We start from the raw sequence: 20424 nt of genomic DNA on the forward strand, positions 1-20424 counted from the left end.
TTTTCAAGGAGTCTGGAATGTCCACCGAACAACTGCTTAAAACCCCGCTGCACGCACTGCACCTTGAACTCGGTGCCCGCATGGTGCCATTTGCCGGCTACGACATGCCCGTGCAGTACCCGCTCGGCGTGATGAAAGAGCACCAGCACACCCGTGAACAAGCCGGGTTGTTTGATGTCTCCCACATGGGCCAGATTCGCCTGACCGGCGCTGATGCAGCCAGGGCACTGGAAGCCCTGGTACCGGTCGATATCATCGATCTGCCAGCAGGCATGCAGCGCTATGCCATGTTCACCAACGAACAGGGCGGCATCCTCGATGACCTGATGGTTGCCAACCTGGGTAATGACGAGCTGTTCCTGGTGGTTAACGCCGCCTGCAAGGATCAGGACCTGGCCCATCTGCGCAAGCACTTGAGCGCCCACTGCCAGATCCAGCCGCTGTTTGAAGAGCGCGCCCTCCTCGCCCTGCAAGGCCCGGCAGCCGTCAACGTGCTGCAACGCCTGGCACCGGAAGTGGCAAAAATGACCTTCATGCAATTTGCCCCGGTGACGTTACTGGGCGCTGACTGCTACGTCAGCCGCTCGGGTTATACCGGCGAAGACGGCTTTGAGATCTCAGTCCCTGCTGATCGCGCCGAAGAGCTGGCTCGTCGCCTGCTGGCTGAGCCAGAAGTGCAGGCAATCGGCCTGGGCGCTCGGGACTCCCTGCGTCTGGAAGCGGGCCTGTGCCTGTACGGCCACGACATGAACGACACCACCACGCCGATTGAAGCCAGCCTGCTCTGGGCCATCTCCAAGGCCCGCCGTGCAGACGGCCCTCGTGCCGGTGGCTTCCCGGGCGCCGAAACCATCTTCGCGCAGCAGCAGAACGGTGTTGCCCGCAAGCGCGTGGGCTTGTTGCCACAAGAACGTACACCGGTGCGTGAAGGCGCTGAAATTGTCGATGCCGACGGCACGGTGATTGGCACCGTTTGCAGCGGCGGCTTTGGCCCGACTCTGGGCTCGCCTCTGGCAATGGGTTATCTGGATATCGCGTTCACGCCAGTGGACACTGAAGTCTGGGCGATCGTGCGAGGCAAACGCGTACCGATGAAAGTGTCGAAAATGCCGTTTGTCGCGCAACGTTATTACAGAGGTTAAGCCCTCACTCTAGCGCGTTGCATGTTCCTGATACTTTCAGGGCATGCAACTGCTAAAACCGCCTTTAACTTTCGATAGCGAACACACTGTTTTAAACACGAAAACAATTGAACCCGCCTATGATTAACCTTCACTTATAACTTCATCGCCTATGTTAATAACCCGGTTTACGGGGTTATTCGAGGGGCTTGTTTTTTCAATTCCAGTTTCGTAGAGTTTGCCCACTGTGTTTGCATGGGTCGCTGGAATCGTGACCTGGGCAGTAGCTCTAAGTTTGCTACACCCGTTCTGCGTCTCTTACTTTCCTGCAACCCAGCACCAGTACTCTTTCATGTGAAAGAGGCTGTCATTAATTGTTAGCGTCAAGGAATTAAGAAATGTCCCAACGTCAGAGCGGTACCGTCAAGTGGTTTAACGACGAGAAAGGATTTGGCTTTATCACCCCGGAAAGCGGTCCGGACCTGTTCGTGCACTTCCGTGCCATTCAGGGCAACGGCTTCAAAAGCCTGAAAGAAGGCCAGAAAGTGACCTTCATCTCGGTTCAAGGCCAAAAAGGCCTGCAGGCTGACGAAGTTCAAGCCGAAGGCTGATCTCGTACACAAAAGCCTCTGATGGTGACATCAGAGGCTTTTTTATGGCTGTAATTCCGTAAGATGGCGTTTTTCCTTCACGAGACCCTGCCATGTCGAAACAACCACTTAGACCCCAAGGCGATTTTCCCGCCGTTGGCCTGGGGCGCCGCCTGGCAGCCATGTTTTATGACTTTCTGCTGTGTACCGCCTTGCTGATCGTCACCACCTTTATCTACAAGCTGATCATGATGAGCTTTATCGGCGAAGCCAAAATGAGGGCGCTGTCAGAAGCCGGCGCTCTGGATGGCGACCCGCTGCTCTCAACCATCCTGTTCTTTGTCCTGTTCGGTTTTTTTGCCAAGTTCTGGACTCACTCCGGGCAAACCCTGGGCATGCAGGTCTGGGGCATACGCGTACAGAACGCGGACGGCACGGCCATCAGCCTGTGGCAGGCCTTGCTGCGCTTTATCGTCTCTATCGGCTCATGGCTGTGTCTGGGGCTGGGGTTCATCTGGTCGGTATTCGACAAGCAAAACCGCACCTGGCATGACATGTATTCCAACACTCAGTTGGTACGGATCCCCAAGCCAAAGAAATAAAAAAAGCCCGTATCTCTCGATACGAGCTTTTTTGTTACTGCGTTGCATCTCATGACTCTGTAGGAGCGGGCTGCTTGAAGATCCGAAGGATCTTCAAGCAAGGGTTGCTGCGCAACCCATCGCAGCCTTCGGCAGCGACTACAGAGACTTACTCCGCCAGCTTGAAGGTAATGAAGCTGGCGCGACCCTGGCGCAGAACCCGCATCGACACTGAACGATTCTTCGGCAATGCCTTGGCAATTTCAGTGAACTCCTTGCCGTTGGTAATCGCCTGATTGTTCAGATGAGTAATCACGTCGCCTGGTTGCAGGCCGATCAAGGCAGCAGGACCGTCCTGAACGTCAGTGATGATCACACCGCCCTTGATGTCGTTGGCTTTCTTCTGCTCTTCGCTCAGGTCCGCCACGGACACACCCAGACGGTTGCTGCTTTGTTCGGCACCGGTGCCCGAAGCAATGTCTTTCGCGTCATCGGGGATGGCACCGACAGTCAGGTCCAGGTTTTTGCGCTTGCCGTCACGAATCACTTCAAGCGTTGCTTTGCTGCCGGCCTTGAGTGCGCCAACCAGATGCGGCAAATCTGCCGACATGACGATCGGCTGACCATTCATGCTCAGAATCACGTCGCCGACTTGCAGACCGCCTTTGGCAGCCGGACCGTTATCCAGTACCTGGGCTACCAGGGCACCGGCAGGTTTTTCCAGACCGAAGGACTCGGCCAGGTCCTTGTTGACCTCTTGAATCACCACGCCCAACCAGCCACGGCTAACCTTGCCGCCAGCCTTGAGCTGGTTGGCAACGTCCATCGCCACATCGATAGGGATTGCGAAGGACACGCCCATGAAGCCACCGGAGCGGGTGTAGATTTGCGAGTTGATACCCACCACTTCGCCCGCCAGGTTGAACAGCGGACCACCCGAGTTGCCCGGGTTGATCGGCACGTCTGTCTGGATGAACGGTACGTAGCTTTCATTCGGAAGGCTGCGACCGATGGCGCTGATAATGCCTTGGGTCACGGTGTGGTCAAACCCGAACGGTGAACCGATGGCAACCACCCACTGACCCGCCTTCAGATCCTGGGACTTGCCCAGCTTCAAGACAGGCAGGTTTTTGCCTTCGATTTTCAGCAACGCAACGTCGGAACGTGGATCCGTCCCCACCAGCTTGGCTTTCATTTCACTGCGATCAGACAAGCGCACGATGATTTCATCGGCGTCCGCCACCACGTGGTTGTTGGTCAGGATGAAGCCATCCGGCGAGATGATGAAGCCCGACCCAAGGGACTGGGCTTCGCGCTGGCGACCACCTTTGCCACTTGGCGGCAGGCTGCGCTCAAAGAAGTCACGCAGGCCAGGCGGCAAGCCTTCCAGGTCTGGCATTTGCCCCATGCTTGAGACCCGGCGCTCCGGCAGCTTTTGCGTGGTGCTGATATTCACTACCGCTGGCGAGGCTTGCTCGACCAATTGGGTGAAGTCAGGTAACTGCGCTTCTGCCATGACTGGCACTGCCTGCCCGAGCATCAGCACGGCTGCAAAAATAGGTAAATACGATTTCAATCGAGGCATCGACATACAGCTCCCGTTAGTAACTGCAGAGTTAAGCGACAGGCACCAAAAAACAAGACCAAAGCATAGACCGTTTTTTAGGCCCCGGAAAACAAACAAGGCCAGAGCCCGCTAGGGCCCTGACCTTCATAAAAAGACAATAAAATGGCAAATCAAAATGTGTCACCCGCCATGTCGGAGCAACCCTATGGTTTGGCCTGCGTATCGTCTTTACCGACACGCATCGAGAGCGCAATACGCTCTGCGGTCCCCAAAGGAATTTCACCGACCACAGTGGCCATCATGTCTCCCTCGGGAGTACTCAGGTGCCGAGTAACCGCAGCTGTAGGCCCCAGTTGGACACGGGCATCGGGAACGGCAGCGCCCTGCAAAGGTTCGAGAAACACAGAGAAGCGCGTCAAGCCATCGTCATACAAAAGACTGGTGACTTCAGACTTGGTCCGGGGATCACGATGCACTGTGCTGCTGACCTGCTCGAAACCGGGCGGCAGCCAGTCGGAGTGCCAGACATGAGCCGTGTCAGCGACAGGTGCTGCAGTATCAGCCACCGTAACCGGGCGGCATTTTCCTGCAGGCGTCAGCTGGTTGTCATCAGGGGGCGTCGTCACCAGGGTTGTAAACTGGTAACGTTCAAGCAACTGGCCCTTGTCATTAAGCAACAACGACTTGAGAGGCAAACCGGTTTCACGATCCAGGTACAACTCAAACCCATAACGGTGCTGGTCGCGAGGGGCGAGTGAGATCACCACCACCGGTCGACCTGCAACCCTGGAGTCACCCTGCTTTGTGACGGAGTACCAGTCATTGAGCTTCTGGGCATCGAACTGTCTTGCCGGGACGGCAGTGACATCTCCCAACGCCGAGGCCAACTTGCCAGTGACACATTCAGTGCGCCCATCCGTACGAATGACCTCTTGAGCAGAGCCATCCAACTGCATCAAACGTTCGCGAACTTTCCCATCCTGCACACGGTGCCAGATGCTATGGGTAGAAAAACTACCGTTACGCTCGTAAACGAAAGTGCCTTGATAGCTGTGCTGTTGCTCGGCCTGCCCAAGACGTTTGAGCCAGTCCTGGGCTTCATCGGCGTGGGCCGGTACTGCAAACCAGCCACTCAGCAGAAGAGGTAGCAAAGGTAGGACGCGCATATTGGTCCTTAACGGTTTTCAAGGCTCGCGGCACGAGCATACGGCAGCGGGCTTTCAGCCCCTTTCAACGCGGCTTGCTGTGCGTGCTGACGCAGGTAGCCTGGCAAGCGCTGATCCTGCCAGCCTGGCTGGCCTTGCAGAACACCGTTGGCCATGGGGCCTGTAGCCTTGTCGGAGCTTTCGCTGTAGTTGGCCAGTACCGCCGGGCCTTTAGCCATCGGCGCACTCAGGCTCTGCACAGCGTTCTGCTGAGCCAGCTGATTACCGACGATGTCATCCTGGTTGTACAGCCTTACACCCGCCAGAACAGCGACGGTAACCGAAGCGGCTACGGCCAGACGACCGATGCTGCGCCACGGGCCACGTACGACCTTGACCGGGGTTTGCTCTTCGGCCAGCGCGGCCGAAACGGCAGATGCGATGTCCAGGCGCGGAATCAACAGGTCCTTGTGCATCACAGCACGGGCCACCTGATAACGGGACCAGGTGTCACGGGTTTGTGTGTCGTCAAAGGCATTCAATACCCGACGTAGTTCCAGTTCGTCCGCTTCGTTATCCATCACTGCGGACAGCGATTCCTGCAGGGCTTCACGACTCATGGCGGTTCCTCTCTTGGCTGTCGCCGCTGTCTCAGTTTTCCTGCAACAACGGCTGCAGGGCTTTATCAATGGCTTCCCGAGCGCGGAAAATCCGGGAGCGCACGGTACCCACCGGACACTGCATGACGCTCGCAATGTCCTCATAACTCAGACCATCAAATTCACGTAAAGTTAACGCCGTACGCAAATCTTCTGGCAGTAACTGAATAGTGCGATGAACGGTGCTTTCGATCTCGTCACGGAGCAAAGCGCGCTCCGGCGACTCGAGATCCTTGAGACCATGATCACCATCGTAAAACTCGGCATCTTCCGAGCTCACATCACTATCCGGCGGACGTCGCCCCCGTGACACCAGGTAATTTTTCGCCGTATTGATGGCGATGCGATACAGCCATGTATAAAAGGCGCTGTCACCGCGAAAATTACCGAGTGCCCGGTAAGCCTTGATAAAGGCTTCCTGGGCTACGTCCTGGGCTTCATGGGTGTCGTGCACAAAACGCACGATCAACCCGAGAATTTTGTGCTGATACTTCAACACGAGCAGATCGAATGCGCGCTTATCGCCACGCTGTACGCGCTCGACCAGCTGCTGATCCTCTTCCTGGGCTAGCATGAATACTCCTCATAAGACCGGGAGGAAGATTGCTTTGCTAAATGATCAGGCTTGCAAACATAGACTCGGGCTTTACACAAAAGTTCTCTCCCCCCTGGCAAGTTTCCTGCGTGCTCGGATTTGGCACACACGAAAACGCAGCTCGGGCCTGGCCGGCTGCGTCAATAATCTTGTCGTCACATTCCGCTGTCAGGTCGAAACACAGACCCCGCATCAATCTGGACGCCGTACCCCTGCATCAAGGGCAGCCCTTAATGGAACCCCGGACCGTACGAAAAGTTCAATATCTTCGTACGCCACCGATGGCACCACATCAGCGCAACAGACCTGGCGTTACCCCCAGCCCTGATCCCCCTTGCAGATTTTTTGTGCAAATCAACATGCAGACCCATCGAGTCTGAGGCACACTTTGCGCCCGCTGTAATTTCACAATGCCATAAAGGCCCGGCCATTGTGCCGATCCCCCCCTCTATATACTAGTGGGCGCTTTTTTGCGGATGTCAGAAGAATGAGCCAACATTTTCAACATGATGTGCTGGTGATTGGCAGCGGCGCTGCCGGCTTGAGCCTTGCGCTCACGCTACCCAGCCATATGCGTATTGCGGTCCTCAGCAAAGGCGATCTGGCCAATGGTTCGACGTTCTGGGCACAGGGCGGCGTAGCCGCAGTACTGGATGACACCGACACGGTGCAGTCTCACGTCGAAGACACCCTCAATGCTGGCGGCGGGTTATGTCATGAAGACGCTGTGCGCTTTACCGTCGAGCACAGCCGCGAAGCCATCCAGTGGCTGATCGATCAAGGCGTCCCCTTCACCCGTGATGACACCGTCGACCCCGAGCAGCCCGGCTTTGAGTTTCACCTCACCCGTGAAGGCGGCCACAGCCACCGGCGCATCATCCATGCGGCGGATGCCACGGGTGCCGCCATTTTCAAGACGTTGCTCGAACAGGCGCGCCAGCGACCCAATATCGAACTGCTCGAACAGCGCGTCGCCGTTGATCTGATTACCGAGCGTCGACTGGGCCTGGAAGGCGATCGCTGCCTGGGGGCCTATGTACTGGATCGCGCCACGGGCGAGGTCGACACCTTTGGCTCGCGCTTCACGATTCTGGCCACGGGTGGCGCGGCCAAGGTGTATCTGTACACCAGCAACCCGGACGGCGCCTGCGGTGACGGCATCGCCATGGCCTGGCGCTCGGGGTGCCGCGTGGCAAACCTGGAGTTCAACCAGTTCCACCCTACCTGCCTGTATCACCCGCAGGCCAAAAGCTTTCTGATCACCGAAGCGCTGCGGGGCGAAGGCGCACACTTGAAGCTGCCCAACGGCGAGCGGTTCATGCAGCGCTTCGACTCCCGGGGTGAACTGGCTCCACGGGATGTCGTCGCACGCGCCATCGACCATGAAATGAAGCGCCTTGGCATCGACTGCGTGTACCTGGACATCAGCCATGAGCCCGAAGCATTTATCAAGGCCCACTTCCCGACTGTCTATGAGCGCTGCCTGACATTCGGCATCGACATCACCAAACAGGCCATCCCGGTGGTGCCTGCGGCGCATTACACCTGCGGCGGAGTGATGGTCGACGAACATGGCCACACGGACGTACCAGGCTTGTACGCCATTGGCGAAACCAGTTTCACCGGTCTGCACGGCGCCAACCGAATGGCCAGCAACTCACTGCTGGAGTGCTTTGTATACGCCAAGTCGGCGGCGGCCGACATTCTCGCCCAACTCCCTGAAATCGCTGCGCCCGCAGCCCTGCCAAGCTGGGATGCAAGCCAGGTTACCGACTCTGACGAAGATGTGATCATCGCCCACAACTGGGATGAACTGCGGCGCTTCATGTGGGACTACGTAGGCATCGTGCGCACCAACAAGCGCCTGCAACGCGCCCAACACCGGGTGCGCCTGCTGCTGGACGAAATTGACGAGTTCTACAGCAACTACAAAGTCAGCCGCGACCTGATCGAACTGCGCAACCTGGCACAAGTCGCCGAATTGATGATCTGCAGCGCCATGGAGCGTAAAGAATCACGCGGCCTGCATTACACCCTGGACTATCCAGAGATGCTGGCGCAGGCGAAGGATACGATCCTGACCCCGACCCGGTGAGGCACGTCAGGTACGAGAACGCGGCACCGCTCGAGACAGCGTTGCTGCGTTTTTTTTCACGGTGAACAACAGTCCCACCTGCAGCCAGGACAAGCGCGCCAGAGCGCAACCAGTCTGGCAACGCCCTCTCAAGCAGCATCCTGAATTAGCGACAGTTCCGGCAAGAACTAGGATACGTCCTACATATTTAACATCTAAACATTGCTAGCTTTTTCGGTTTTAGCTTTCCACGCGCACTACGGGCCAATCGTTCGCCTGCTCAGTGCCTGTGGTCCGCGCCATATGACTGAAAAAGGAACACTGGATGTTCAACCCACGCCCTCAAACCCGTTTCAACCTGACCGCAAGCGTCTTCAAGCACCCTTCCTTCACCCACCAAAAATCCTTTAGCGCGCCCTCTTGTTTTGATCTGGAACGGGTCACCGAACGTGCTGATCTGAATATCGAAAGCCTGCAACCTCAAGTCCTTGAAAAGGGCCTCTCCAGCAAAAAAGGTGTTTGCCTGATTGAAGGAGCCGCAGCATGACCCAGATTGCGGCGCAACAATGGATGGCCGAGCAACGCCACCTCGGGCGCTCTGTATGTTTGATTCTGGACTCACTGGACGAACTCACCGCCCGTAACGGCCTGTTGAACAACAGGGCACCTGAGCTGTATTGCAGCATTTACCGCGAAACGTCGGCTGCCGATATGGCAGACAATGGGCCTTTTCTGTTTCTTATCGACAACCCTGAAGACAAGCACTTGAGCGAGTTGCTCAAAGCGCCTGAAAGGAACTGGGGCTGGCTTGCCAGTGTTGCACCTGAGGCAGGGCTACAGGCGCTGGTCAAACATTGGCGCGACCGCATGATTTTCGGCGTCCGGCCCCATCGAGGGATTTATCGTTTCCATGACAACCGGGTGCTGGCCCGCGCACTGCAGCACTTAACCACTGCAACGGTTGCGGGGTATTTAGGGCCCGCTATCAGCGTCTGCTACTGGCAAGGGGAGCACTGGGAAACACTCGGCAACCCGGCACCGGGTAACCATCCAGTTCCTGAAAGCCCTGTCTGGAATGACTTTCCCATGGAGGCCGATCAGCGCGCTAGCACGCGCGAGGCCAATGCCCACCGTTACCTGCTGGCCAGGCATCTTGAAGCCTATGCCCGAATTGCCGAACAACAAGACCCGGAACTATGGCTCAGTACTCTATTGGCCCAGGCCAACACCTGGGGTTGGCAGGCGTCTGAGCAGTTGGAGTTTTTGCTCGTTCAGCGTTTAAAGACTACCACTGACCCACTTGCACAGCGCTGGGAGGCGCGCCCTGGTGAAAGTCCTGATGCTCATTTCCAGCGAGTTTTTCAGGAAGTGCAGTTTTGGCAAGGCGATGGCCCTTTATGAAAGCAATGATTAAAGCGCTGTTCCTGGGGACCTGCGCACTGTCAACGACTGGATGTTTTGCTGACAAGTCAGACAGTTTTATTTTTACGGCTGATCTGCCTCCAAGTTTTGCTTATTACGCAGTGGCCAAGTACGCGCCCGCCAAGGGAGAAACTTGTACCGTCACCCTTGATGACAATCCATACCTCGGTTTCAACAGAGAGTGGCGAACAGCATACAAACCAGAATCTAAAATACCGATTTACCGCACAGTCAAAGGCTGCCGACTGGCCATCTATAAAATTGACCTGGAAATCAATGCCACTTATGGAGCTGACTATGGAAACTTCAGCGGAGATACAACCGCAGTCGTTATCAGGGAGGAACTGAAAATTCAATACAAAGGAACTTTTGATACTAATGGAGAAAGCACCATAAAGGGTCATTGCCAATGGTTGTTTCGGACAGTAGGCCCCAAGCGATATATAAGAAAACTCCTCGACTGCAAAAAAATTGACGATAAAGGTTTGGTGACTAAAGGACGACCCGTAGGGGCTTACACCCTGGATCAACTACCGGGGAAAACTGTGAAGCTGAAGATCACGTTGGACAAAGAGGAAAAACCCGGCTGGGGAGATACATGGTTCAAGGTCCCCAATGGCTGGAAACGCTGTAAGCGCTCCATGAACCCCACATTCAAAGTCACCACCTGTCCCAGACGCGGCGCCTCATATTTCTCTACCTGTGGCACATAAATAGCTCGCTTACCATTTTGCTGACATAAGAATGCCAATGTTTGGCTATTTTAGTGGCACGAAAATGTCAAAGTTTGGTTATTTCAGTGGCACAAAAATGCCAAGGCCAGGTATTTCAGCTGGTACAAAAGATGGGCCCCATTTCTGTGGCGTTTAAATGCCATTCAAATGCCACGGAAATCCAGAAATACGCCCTATCTGTGCTCATGTGAGCCATTTTTGACCTGTACCGGGGGTAGGACTATTTTTGTACCGGGGGTAGGATTTTCTGTTTTACAGGGCTTTCGAGGCCCAAAAAACGTCCCGAATCTATTACGTGCATGGTGGATTTGGCGGTACAGCAAAGGATATCGAAGGGGCTCGATAGCATACGATCCAATCACCCACGATAGGGTCAGGCTTAACGTCGTATCTCTGGCGAACAGTTCCACGGCAGCAGTGCTTCATAGTCCGCCACCGACTGCGCATGTGGTAACTGCTCCAGTACGTGGCGCAGCCACGTATAGGGCTCTTGGCCGTTGACCTTGGCGGTCTCCACCAGGCTGTATATCTGAGCACTGGCGGTAGCGCCTTTGGGCGTGTCGCTGAACAGCCACGCCTTACGACCGATAACGAACGGTTTTATCGCCCTTTCGGCCGCATTGTTGTCGATAGGTAAAAAACCGGCTTCCACGTAGCGTTCCAGCCGGCTCCAGTTGCTGGCCAGGTAGTTAACTGCCTTGCCCAGAACACTTTGAGGGGTGACCTGAGGCTGCGTTTTTTCCAGCCAGCCTTTCAACTGGGCCAGGATCGGCAGGCTCTTTTCCTGACGGACAATAAAACGCTGCTCATCACTGGCATCCTTGAGTTCACGCTCGATGCCGTACAACTTGTTAATCATCGTCAGTGCAATATCGGCGCGACCTGTCTTGCCTTTGGGTTGCATTTTTTGCGCGTCAACGAACTTGCGCCGCGCATGGGCCATACACGCCAGCCGCTCCACACCCGGCTGCAACGCCAACGCGTTATATCCCGCGTAATCGTCGGTCATCACGTAACCACGATAACTTTCCAGCAGACGCAACGGCACGTCCTGCGCACGGCTGGAGGTGTAGTCGAACAGCACGACTTTTCGGTCTGGCGGCCCGCTGGCCTGCACCCACATCCAGGATTGGCTGGTAGGGTCTCGATCCGGTTCTTTCAGTACCTGAACACGGGTTTCATCGCAGTGGATGACCGGGCTTTCCAGCAACCGGTCGCGCATCAAATTCAGCAACGGTTGTAAGTGCTCGCCGCACTGGATAACCCAGCGAGCGAGAGTCTGACGCGGGATATCGATACCATGCCGGCTCAGAACCGTTTCGAAACGATGCAGGGGTAAGCCATCGACGTACTTCGTGGTCAGCAGCATGGCCAGAACGCTTGGACTGGCCATGCTCTTTTCGATCAGTTGAGCCGGCTTGTCGGCGGTGACCGGTGCCGCTTCGCAGCCACGGCAACCGTAAACCTTGCGGATATGTTTGATGACACGGATCTGCATCGGCACGATATCCAGCTGTTCGCTGATTTCTTCGCTGATCACGTGCTTGCGGCAACCGCAGGCACAGGCCAGTTCGTGCTCGGGCAGTTCGTGGATGACTTCGATGCGCGGTAGATCAGCTGACAGTGGCTTGCGTTTGCCACGAGGAGGGGTCGGAGCAACCACTTCTTCGTCAGCGTCGCCGATTGAAGGCATCGGCTCGCTTTCGGGCTCGTTGAATAACGCGAGTTGTGGGGTGTTGGGTTCAACGGTCTGCTCGGATTTACGCCCGAATAAACGGTCGCGCAGCAACTTGATCTGCTCTTTTAGATCGACGATATGAGTCTGGTATGCCTCAGCCGTTACCTGCTGACGGCTGAGTGCCTCAAGCAACATTTGCTTGAGCAGAATAGGGTCATCAGGGAGGTCTTCGGGCATCAAATTCATGCCCGGATTATACCTGTTAAGCGACGAATCTTGGCGTTAAAACCTTGTGAGGACGGTTGCACCAGAGATCAAATCCATCCAATAGCCAGTTCAGTTCCTGAACGGTCAGCACGATAGCCTCGTCCACCTCATCAGGTGAGATTTTAAAACGCTCGGACTCCAGACGCTTGAGCCAAAGGCAGAAGCCGTTGCGCTCCCAGTACAACACTTTGACGCGGTTACGGTGGCGATTCAGGAAAACAAAGAGCACGGGGTCAAACACCGCGACCTTGATATCCAGTTCGACCAGCGCAGCCAGGCCATCGATGGACTTTCGAAAGTCTACCGGCTTTGGATAGAGGTACACTTTTTCAACGCTGGCATTGGGACGCATCATGGTGATTGGCTCCTGCTGGAAATAGGGAGCACAGCATCAGCCGTCAGCTATCCGCTTGGAATGTGGGGTTCGTGGAGCGGATACGAAACGCTGTATTGGGGAAGGCCTCGAAGATCAGCGAGGTTACTGTGATGGAAATCATAAGGACTTCAGCAGCTTTTTGATGCCTGACGGGCGTAGCTGCACTATTTATCCTGGCTGCACTGAATAAGGAAACTAAAAAATGACCACTTTTGATGAAGAGGTGAAACACCCTCTGAACAGTCGCATGTTCGCCTGCCCTGCCCAAGGAAATTGGACCAGCTTCAAGTTTGTTGATGAATTAGGTGAGGGACTGTCTTATGCGGGGCTGAACTACAGCGTTATTGATTCAGAAGGCCAATTATATAAAGGCACCTTGGACCGCTCAGGTGCAGGAAAAGTAGACAACCATTTTTCTGGCCCAATTTCCATAACTCTTGCACAGAATTATACCGACAAGGCCCTACCCTATAAGGACTTAATACAACGGGACCACTACCCTCTCCCCATAACAGAGCTGCAAGTTCGTGCCGAACAAACCCGTTACTTTCATAACGACGGCTCACGCACTCAAAGTAACCCCGCCCAAGCCAGTGCAGATTTTTTCTGCCAAGTTGAAGTTCGCCATCTGGTTAAACACGTCGCACATTTACCGCCCGAGGTTGAAGCTCACTATCCGCCCAATAAACACTGGGCCAAGCTGATGCGCGAGCATGGCAAACAAGGCGTCCGCCTACTTCCAAATAAACATAACGTACTGGAAGTGCGCCCTTTACGGGCCCTGCGCCCGATGCTCTCCACCGACTCGCAGTTCTGTGCGCTGAATCTGTATCAGCTCGCCCTTATGGCTACCTTGAGCTACAACCCGTTTGGTCAGCAGCCTGAGAAGCCGCCCATCAGAGAGAAGACTGTAAGTTTCCCTGTACAGCCGAGCATGGGTAACTGGTTTGGCGACGCTCTGGCCAGGTTTGATGAAATTTGGAAAGTAGACCCTGGGCAAACCAGTGCCTACTACCCGTTATACGAAGACGTTCCGTATTCAAAGCGCCTTGAAATCGCACCCTTCGACCCCGACCTGTACCCGGCTAATAGCCCGGATTTAGGTGAGGAGCAAGAAACCCCTGCCAAGATTCATTTTCTGGATGACCGCGGCCAGAAAAATGATACCGACACCCAAGCCTTTATCACCCATAACGACGAGTTGGTGCTGATTTCTGTGCGTGGTACCAGTGAATTACTCGCAGATGCGCTTCGAGACGCCGATGCTTTCCAAACCCCTTTTGGAAAAGAAGGCCTGGGCAAGGTCCACCGTGGGTTCTATGACGCTGCGCTGAAAGTCTATGAGCTTTCGATCAAGTACCTCGACAAGTTCCATACCGGACAGAAGCTGATCATTTGCGGCCATAGCCTGGGTGGGGCAATTTCCTTACTGCTCTCGGAGATGCTGCGGCGCCAGAAAGAATATGAAGTTGACATCGTGCTGTACACCTACGGCGCCCCAAGAGCAGCAGACAGCACTTTTGTAAAAAGCGCTGCCGATCTGGTGCATTACCGCATGGTCAACCATAACGACCCGGTACCCAGCGTGCCGGCACCCTGGATGAACACCAAGCCCAGGGTGTACCTCCCGGGAGCGGCACTCACTTTCTTTAACGCGCCTCTGGGCATCGCAGGCTTTGTCGCGGGCATTGCCAACTTGACCGGCGAGCCTTACGAGCATCACGGCACCTTGCAACACTTTATGCCGGTAGCGTTCGGCGCAAACAAAATGTCCTCGATTATGTGGGAACCCGGCTGCGACACCATTACCGAGCATGCGGCCTGTACTCTGGCCATTCATCAGAACAATGGGCTACCTGAAAGGTCGGGGTTCATTTCCCAGATTTTTGACGCGGACAACCATTCAATGGTCGGCGGCTATATCCCCGGTTGCTGGGCTGCCCTGCGGCGTTGGCAAGAAGCCCTGAAACTCAAGCGCTCTCTGGTGACCTATGATGAGTTCGAGCACATCAGAATTGCTCTGGCAACAATCACGGAACAACTGCGCTCCAAGCGCCGCATGCTCAGCGACTCTCCTACCCCCTACAACCGGGCCATCGAACTGACCATCGATGCGCTCAATCGTGAGATCGACAAGGTACACATGACCTTCGAGCGCTTGAAACGCCTGCAGCAAAGCACAATCAACGAGGCCCGTGTTTACGGCGCGTTTTCAACACAGCCCGACCTGCTGTCAGAGTGCCTGTTGCGCTGGGATGCTCATCCGGAAAACAAGGTCCCGGAACAACTGGCCATGGCCCCCACCGCAGACGCCAATCATGAACGGTTGGGCTTGCTCCACGGACGCGTCATTGGTACGCCCTTTACCGTCAGTATTGATTCACTGTTCTAGGCCCTGGGCACTATTCGGGTGCCAGCCACCTACGCCGACTGAACTTCAGTCGCACGCGCAAGCGTCGGTGCTGATCCGGCGCCAGCGCATCTGCCGGGATGCACACCGCCCGCACCCGCCACTCATCGCGTACACGAAAGCGCACGATCACGACCCAGGGCAGCGCCAGGCTGTCACGGCGCAACTGCACGGCCTGCCAGCCCTTGTCACGACTCCATAACTGCCAGCCATCGGCATCATGGCGCAATCGGGTTACGGCACTGGCGTGGGTCAGTCGAATATGCCGTGGCAGCGCCCAAACCCCATGGGCCAGGCACAACAAAGCGCCAAGCACACGTGCCCAGACAGGTATTGAAAGAAGGCAGATTGAGATCAGCGCCAGGGCCTGGGCTGCAAGATAAGCCGCCAGCAATTGCCCGCAGGCATGCCAGCGGCATTCAAAATAATTACTTGGGCTGGACACGATCCAGAATCATGCGAACCATGCGCTGCAGCTCAGGGTCTTCAGACTCGGCGCGCTCCATGAACCAGCCAAACATGTCCTGGTCTTCACATTCCAGCAGCTTGCGATAGCATTCGCGGTCCACGTCGTTAAGGGTGGCATACACCTCCTTGACGAAAGGCACCAGCAGCACGTCCAGTTCAAGCATGCCGCGACGGCTGTGCCAGTAGAGACGATTGAGTTCAACATCTTCGACCATGGAGCGCTCCTCAAATAGAGCGCAAGTATACAGGCCGATCCGTCATAGAACAGTCGGCTTTGGTCGGCCCCTGGAACTACCCATTTGCAGGGCACACCTCTATGATGTGTCCCAGACATTTTTTACCTGCGATGACCCATGGCCGACTCTGCTTTTTTCTGCACTCTGAACCACGAAGGCATTCTTGCTGTGATCGGCAACGACGCCAGCAAGTTTCTGCAAGGCCAGTTGACCTGCAACCTCAACTACCTGAGTGAAACCCGCTCGAGCCTGGGGGCCCGCTGCACGCAAAAAGGCCGCATGCAGTCCAGTTTTCGCATCGTGCTGCAGGACAACGGCTGTCTGCTGGCGATGGCTCGCGAGCTGGTTGAACCCCAGTTGGCAGACCTGAAAAAATACGCGGTGTTTTCCAAATCCAAATTGACCGACGACAGCGCCAACTGGGTTCGCTTTGGCCTGTACCAGGCGGACGCGGTACTGCAAAGCCTGGGCCTGAACCTGCCTGCCGAAACCGACAGCGTTGCTCGTGCCAGCGATTTGATCGCCATTCGCGCCTCCGAAGACCGTGCTGAGCTATGGGCTCCTGTGGAGCAGACCGAAAGCCTGGTCCAGCACTTGAAAACGCAACTGGTTGAGGCCGATCTCAATGAATGGTTGCTGGGCCAGGTACGCGCAGGCATTGGCCAGGTCATGCCCCAGACCCGCGAACTGTTTATTCCGCAGATGATCAACCTGCAAGCCGTGGGCGGTGTCAGCTTCAAAAAAGGTTGCTATACCGGCCAGGAAATCGTCGCCCGCATGCAATACCTGGGCAAGCTCAAACGCCATCTTTACCGTTTGTCGCTGGAGGCGGGTCATGATGTCCCGGCGCCCGGCACCCCTCTGTTCTCCCCTACCCACACCAGCTCCGTAGGCGAAGTGGTGCTTGGGGCCAAAGCAGAGAACGGGATCGAGTTGCTGGCCGTCCTGACCTCCGATGCCGCGCAAGCGGGGGATATTCACGTGGGCGACTTGCAAGGCCCTGGCCTTTCGCTGCTTGAGCTGCCGTATCAACTGGACCGTGATCGTGAGATCCAGCGTTGATTGCCACACATCGAAATACCCCCTAGAGAAATGAGCATGCTGGCGCGCAGAGTCCAAATGGACTTGATCAAGGCCATTGATAGAGATGATCTGGTTTTACCAACGCTGCCTGAAGTGGCGTTGAACATCCGCAAGGCAGCTGAAAACCCTGAAATCAGCGTCAGCCACTTGAGCAAGGTCATCGGTCGCGACACCGCGCTGTCCGCACGCCTGATCAAAGTGGTCAACAGCCCGATGCTGCGTGCCACCCGGGAGGTCACTGACCTGCACACCGCGATCACGCGCCTGGGAGTCAACTACAGCAGCAATCTGGCGATCGGGCTGGTCATGGAGCAAATCTTCCATGCCCGCTCGGAAGTCGTTGAGCAAAAAATGCGCGATGTATGGCGTCAAAGCCTGGAGGTGGCAGGGATTTGCTACACCCTGTGCCGCCGCCATACCTCGCTCAAGCCCGACCAGGCGGCACTGGGTGGCCTGGTGCATCAAATCGGCGTGCTGCCCATCCTGACCTACGCCGAAGAGAACAACGAACTGCTCTCCGACCCGATTTCACTCAATCACGTCATTGAAAGCATTCACCCGCTGATTGGCGACAAATTGCTGGCGGGGTGGGAGTTCCCGGAAATGCTGTTAAAGGTTCCGGGCCAGTATCAGGACTTTTCTCGCGAATCCAAAAACATCGACTACATCGACCTTGTTCAAATCGCGACCGTGTTCATGCAACAGGACATCGACAAGCTGAACGCCCTGCCCGCCTTCAAGCACCTGGGGCTGGATGCAGGCGATGCAAAATTTGAACAGCAGCTCAATGACGCACGCGGAATGTTTATCTAGGCCAGCAGCTGGCTTTGTGGGAGCGGGCTTGCTCGCGATGGCATCAGCGCAGTCTTTCAGTCAAACCGGGTCGCCTGGATCGCAGGCAAACCGGCTCCCACACAAAACACGCCTGCTACTGCACCCGCCCGCCATTGGCCGGCACGAAACTGACCCGCACTTTCAACCCGCCCTGGGCACCGTCATGCAGGCTGATGTGTGCCAGGTGAGCGCGACAGATATCGCCCACAATCGCCAGGCCCAACCCCGACCCCGCCACGTGTGAATTGCGTCGATAGAAGCGTTCAAAAACCCGTTCGCGGTCTTCAAGAGGAATCCCCGGACCGTCATCTTCGACTTCCAGTATCGCGGGCGAATTGACTCGCAAAATAATATTGCTACCCGATGGCGAGTGGGCCATGGCGTTGTCCACCAGATTGCTCAGCAGTTCATGCAGCAACGTGGGCTCACCGTACAACCACACCGGCTGGTCGGCCTCAAGCGCCAGCGCAAAACCCCGGGCATGGGCCAGCGGTGCCATTGCCATCCCCAGCTCGCGGGCCAACTGGCTGAGGTCGAGCAACTGCGCCCCCCCTTCGGCGATGGCGCGGGCGCCATTTTCAATACGCGCCAGCGACAGTAGCTGATTGGCCATGTGGGTCAGGCGGTCAGTGCCCTGGGTCGCCTGCTCGAGCGTATTGCGCCAGGTCGACGGATCATTGGCGCGCAAACCCAGCTCAAGCTGGGCCTTGAGCACCGCCAGGGGTGTACGCAGCTCATGGGCGGCATCTGCAATAAACTGCGCCTGACGCTTGAATTGACTGCGCAAGCGCTCGGTAAAGTGATTGAGCGCCTGAACCAATGGCCGCAACTCTCGCTGTACCGAGACCAGCGGCAAGGGTCGCAAGTCATCCATCTCACGCTCCTCAACGGCTGTGCGCAAACGCTCCAGCGGGCGTAAAGCGGCACTGACGGCAAACCACACGACCAACAACGCCCCCAGCCCCAGCATGCCCAAACGCAGCAAGGTATCCGCCATCAAGCTGCGCGCCATGGCCACCCGGGCCTCATCGGTTTCGGCGACGCGGATTTCCGCCATGCCATTCATGCTGGGTTCGGTGACGGCCTTGAGCAAACTCACGACCCGCACGTTCTGCCCCAGGTAGGTGCCGTTATAGAAACGCGCCAACGCCGGGTAATCATCGGTACGCGGCGTGCCCGGTGGCGGAGCAGGCAGGTTTTCATAACCTGAAATCAGGTGCTGATGGATATCGTTGACCTGATAATAGATTCGGCCCGCACTGTCGTAGGCAAACGTATCAAGGGCAACGTAGGGAACATCTGCGCTCAGGGTGCCATCACGTTGCGAAAGGCCTGCAGAAATGGTTCGGGCCGAGGCCAGCAAGGTTCGGTCGTACGCCGTGTCGGCGGCCTCACGACCATTGAAATAGGCGCTCAGCCCACTAGCCAGCATCAAGACAACCAGCAACAGCGTGAGGTGCCAGAGCAGGCTCCAGCGCAAGCTGTCGAGTTTAAACATCGCGGCTTTCCAGCAAGTACCCCAGGCCCCTGAAGGTCACAATCGCCACCGCCTGGCCGTCGAGCTTCTTGCGCAAGCGGTGAATATAGATTTCGATGGCGTCAGGACTCGCTTCCTCGTCCAGGCCAAACACTTGAGCCGCCAGCTGCTCCTTGCTCATGACCCTTCCCGGCCGTGCAATCAGCGCTTCGAGCACGGCTTGCTCGCGAGAGGTCAGGGTCAGCAGCTCATCACCCAGGGAAAAGCGTCGGGTGCCCAGGTCGTACACCAGGGACCCGCATTGCTGCTGGCGTTCGCCGCCCAACACGCTACGGCGCAACAGCGCTTTGACCCGCGCCTCCAGCTCGGTCAGCTCAAAAGGCTTGGCCAGGTAATCATCGGCCCCAAGGTTGAGCCCATGAACCCGGTCCTTTACGTCGCTGCGCGCCGTCAGCATCAACACCGGCAAGGTTTTGCCACGGGCACGCAAACGCGCCAGCACTTCAAAACCATTCATGCGAGGCAATCCCACATCTAGGATCGCCACTGCATATTCTTCGCTGCTCAAGGCCAGGTCGGCCGCCACGCCATCGTGCAGTACATCCACGGTCAGGCCAGTGCCTTTCAAGGCCTGGGCAACACTCTCGGCCAGCTGTAGCTGATCTTCGACCAAAAGCACACGCATCGTGTTTACCTCAATTTTTTTGTCCGGGCCGCAGCCTTTTGTGCGCGGAGTGTACAGACGACAGGAGTGCTGTGAAGCCCAAAAACAGGGAATGTCTACTGAAAGGTTAGCGAAAGGTTGACGAGCTAGCATCGCGAGACTGACAGGAATCTCTGTTGCCGTTATGCACAGCACAACGGCCCGAAAAACGCCTTGAAGCGTTTTCGTCAATAAGAACAATAACGGAGCACCCCATGCTGACTTATCAGTCCAAGACCCCTCGCTTCTGTATTTCTTGCGTGTCCGATACTCCCCTCGCGGCCCCTGCGAGTGGCTGTCTGCCGTCTGCACGTTCTACGTAACGCGGGTGGAGCACGGCTCTGCGCCAACGATTCCAAGCAACAAAAAATGCCCTATAAAAACAAAAGCTCCTGAGGAGACGA

20 protein-coding genes are annotated in these 20424 nt (G+C 56.3%); 10 read left to right on the forward strand and 10 right to left on the reverse strand.

Annotated elements, in window-relative coordinates; translation table 11 throughout:
• Positions 1–17 precede the first annotated feature (17 nt).
• The 3 genes from gcvT (at position 18) to V6P94_RS21855 (ending at position 2313) form a co-directional block, all read left to right on the forward strand.
• Positions 18–1142 carry a glycine cleavage system aminomethyltransferase GcvT gene (gcvT, locus tag V6P94_RS21845; RefSeq protein WP_326397470.1) on the forward strand — a complete coding sequence of 375 codons (1125 nt, stop codon included), beginning with the start codon at positions 18–20 and terminating at the stop codon, positions 1140–1142.
• A 377-nt stretch (positions 1143–1519) separates the two neighbouring features.
• Positions 1520–1732, forward strand: a complete 213-nt coding sequence (locus V6P94_RS21850; RefSeq protein WP_019822293.1) for a cold-shock protein — start codon at positions 1520–1522, stop codon at positions 1730–1732.
• 92 nt (positions 1733–1824) lie between these two features.
• Positions 1825–2313 carry an RDD family protein gene (locus tag V6P94_RS21855; RefSeq protein WP_133077672.1) on the forward strand — a complete coding sequence of 163 codons (489 nt, stop codon included), beginning with the start codon at positions 1825–1827 and terminating at the stop codon, positions 2311–2313.
• A 148-nt stretch (positions 2314–2461) separates the two neighbouring features.
• On the opposite strand, the gene V6P94_RS21860 is transcribed toward V6P94_RS21855, so the two are convergent.
• From V6P94_RS21860 to rpoE, 4 genes are all read right to left on the reverse strand, one after another.
• The gene (locus tag V6P94_RS21860; protein WP_133077673.1) at positions 2462–3883 is read right to left on the reverse strand and encodes a DegQ family serine endoprotease; all 1422 of its coding nucleotides are present in this window, start codon (positions 3881–3883) and stop codon (positions 2462–2464) included.
• 179 nt (positions 3884–4062) lie between these two features.
• A complete protein-coding gene (locus V6P94_RS21865; protein ID WP_219262917.1) occupies positions 4063–5025 on the reverse strand; it encodes a MucB/RseB C-terminal domain-containing protein in 963 nt (320 codons plus the stop codon).
• Positions 5026–5033: 8 nt separating this feature from the next.
• Positions 5034–5624 carry a sigma-E factor negative regulatory protein gene (locus V6P94_RS21870; protein ID WP_133077675.1) on the reverse strand — a complete coding sequence of 197 codons (591 nt, stop codon included), beginning with the start codon at positions 5622–5624 and terminating at the stop codon, positions 5034–5036.
• 31 nt (positions 5625–5655) lie between these two features.
• The gene (gene rpoE, locus V6P94_RS21875; protein WP_048359852.1) at positions 5656–6237 is read right to left on the reverse strand and encodes an RNA polymerase sigma factor RpoE; all 582 of its coding nucleotides are present in this window, start codon (positions 6235–6237) and stop codon (positions 5656–5658) included.
• Positions 6238–6745: 508 nt separating this feature from the next.
• Between rpoE and nadB the strand changes: the two genes are divergently transcribed.
• The 4 genes from nadB to V6P94_RS21895 all read left to right on the forward strand — a co-directional run bounded on the left by nadB (position 6746) and on the right by V6P94_RS21895 (position 10467).
• Complete coding sequence (nadB, locus tag V6P94_RS21880; RefSeq protein WP_326397469.1) at positions 6746–8353, forward strand: L-aspartate oxidase; 1608 nt, start codon at positions 6746–6748, stop codon at positions 8351–8353.
• Between the two features lie 304 nt (positions 8354–8657).
• Complete coding sequence (locus V6P94_RS21885; protein WP_338648684.1) at positions 8658–8879, forward strand: hypothetical protein; 222 nt, start codon at positions 8658–8660, stop codon at positions 8877–8879.
• Positions 8876–9733: a DUF4123 domain-containing protein gene (locus V6P94_RS21890; RefSeq protein WP_326397467.1), complete on the forward strand. Its 858-nt coding sequence runs from the start codon at positions 8876–8878 to the stop codon at positions 9731–9733. Before V6P94_RS21885 ends, V6P94_RS21890 begins: the two co-directional genes overlap by 4 nt.
• Complete coding sequence (locus V6P94_RS21895) at positions 9730–10467, forward strand: hypothetical protein (protein WP_338648685.1); 738 nt, start codon at positions 9730–9732, stop codon at positions 10465–10467. The genes V6P94_RS21890 and V6P94_RS21895 overlap by 4 nt, the downstream gene beginning before the upstream one ends.
• 400 nt (positions 10468–10867) lie before the next feature.
• Here the strand turns inward: V6P94_RS21895 and tnpC are convergent, their stop codons facing one another.
• The gene (gene tnpC / locus V6P94_RS21900) at positions 10868–12412 is read right to left on the reverse strand and encodes an IS66 family transposase (RefSeq protein WP_338648686.1); all 1545 of its coding nucleotides are present in this window, start codon (positions 12410–12412) and stop codon (positions 10868–10870) included.
• A gap of 16 nt (positions 12413–12428) precedes the next feature.
• On the reverse strand, positions 12429–12788 hold the full coding sequence (gene tnpB, locus V6P94_RS21905; RefSeq protein ID WP_338648687.1) for an IS66 family insertion sequence element accessory protein TnpB: 360 nt from the start codon (positions 12786–12788) through the stop codon (positions 12429–12431).
• Between the two features lie 223 nt (positions 12789–13011).
• Here tnpB and V6P94_RS21910 point away from each other — a divergent pair, with 223 nt between their 5' ends.
• A complete protein-coding gene (locus tag V6P94_RS21910) occupies positions 13012–15201 on the forward strand; it encodes a lipase family protein (RefSeq protein ID WP_338648688.1) in 2190 nt (729 codons plus the stop codon).
• A gap of 10 nt (positions 15202–15211) precedes the next feature.
• Here the strand turns inward: V6P94_RS21910 and V6P94_RS21915 are convergent, their stop codons facing one another.
• Positions 15212–15664, reverse strand: coding sequence for a protein YgfX (locus V6P94_RS21915; protein WP_326397465.1), 453 nt, complete (start codon positions 15662–15664; stop codon positions 15212–15214).
• Entirely contained in the window at positions 15648–15902 is a 255-nt protein-coding gene (locus V6P94_RS21920) for a succinate dehydrogenase assembly factor 2 (protein WP_003440597.1), read from the reverse strand. The genes V6P94_RS21915 and V6P94_RS21920 overlap by 17 nt, the downstream gene beginning before the upstream one ends.
• Positions 15903–16040: 138 nt before the next feature.
• Here V6P94_RS21920 and V6P94_RS21925 point away from each other — a divergent pair, with 138 nt between their 5' ends.
• Together V6P94_RS21925 and V6P94_RS21930 are read left to right on the forward strand one after the other, a co-directional pair.
• On the forward strand, positions 16041–16985 hold the full coding sequence (locus V6P94_RS21925; protein WP_133077682.1) for a folate-binding protein YgfZ: 945 nt from the start codon (positions 16041–16043) through the stop codon (positions 16983–16985).
• 30 nt (positions 16986–17015) lie between these two features.
• Complete coding sequence (locus V6P94_RS21930; RefSeq protein ID WP_133077683.1) at positions 17016–17819, forward strand: HDOD domain-containing protein; 804 nt, start codon at positions 17016–17018, stop codon at positions 17817–17819.
• Between the two features lie 115 nt (positions 17820–17934).
• Here the strand turns inward: V6P94_RS21930 and V6P94_RS21935 are convergent, their stop codons facing one another.
• The gene (locus V6P94_RS21935; RefSeq protein WP_133077684.1) at positions 17935–19338 is read right to left on the reverse strand and encodes a sensor histidine kinase; all 1404 of its coding nucleotides are present in this window, start codon (positions 19336–19338) and stop codon (positions 17935–17937) included.
• Complete coding sequence (locus tag V6P94_RS21940; protein WP_133077685.1) at positions 19331–20002, reverse strand: response regulator; 672 nt, start codon at positions 20000–20002, stop codon at positions 19331–19333. Before V6P94_RS21940 ends, V6P94_RS21935 begins: the two co-directional genes overlap by 8 nt.
• Between the last annotated feature and the right edge of the window lie 422 nt (positions 20003–20424).

Source organism: Pseudomonas sp. ML2-2023-3, assembly GCF_037055275.1.
In the GTDB taxonomy this organism is placed as follows: domain Bacteria; phylum Pseudomonadota; class Gammaproteobacteria; order Pseudomonadales; family Pseudomonadaceae; genus Aquipseudomonas.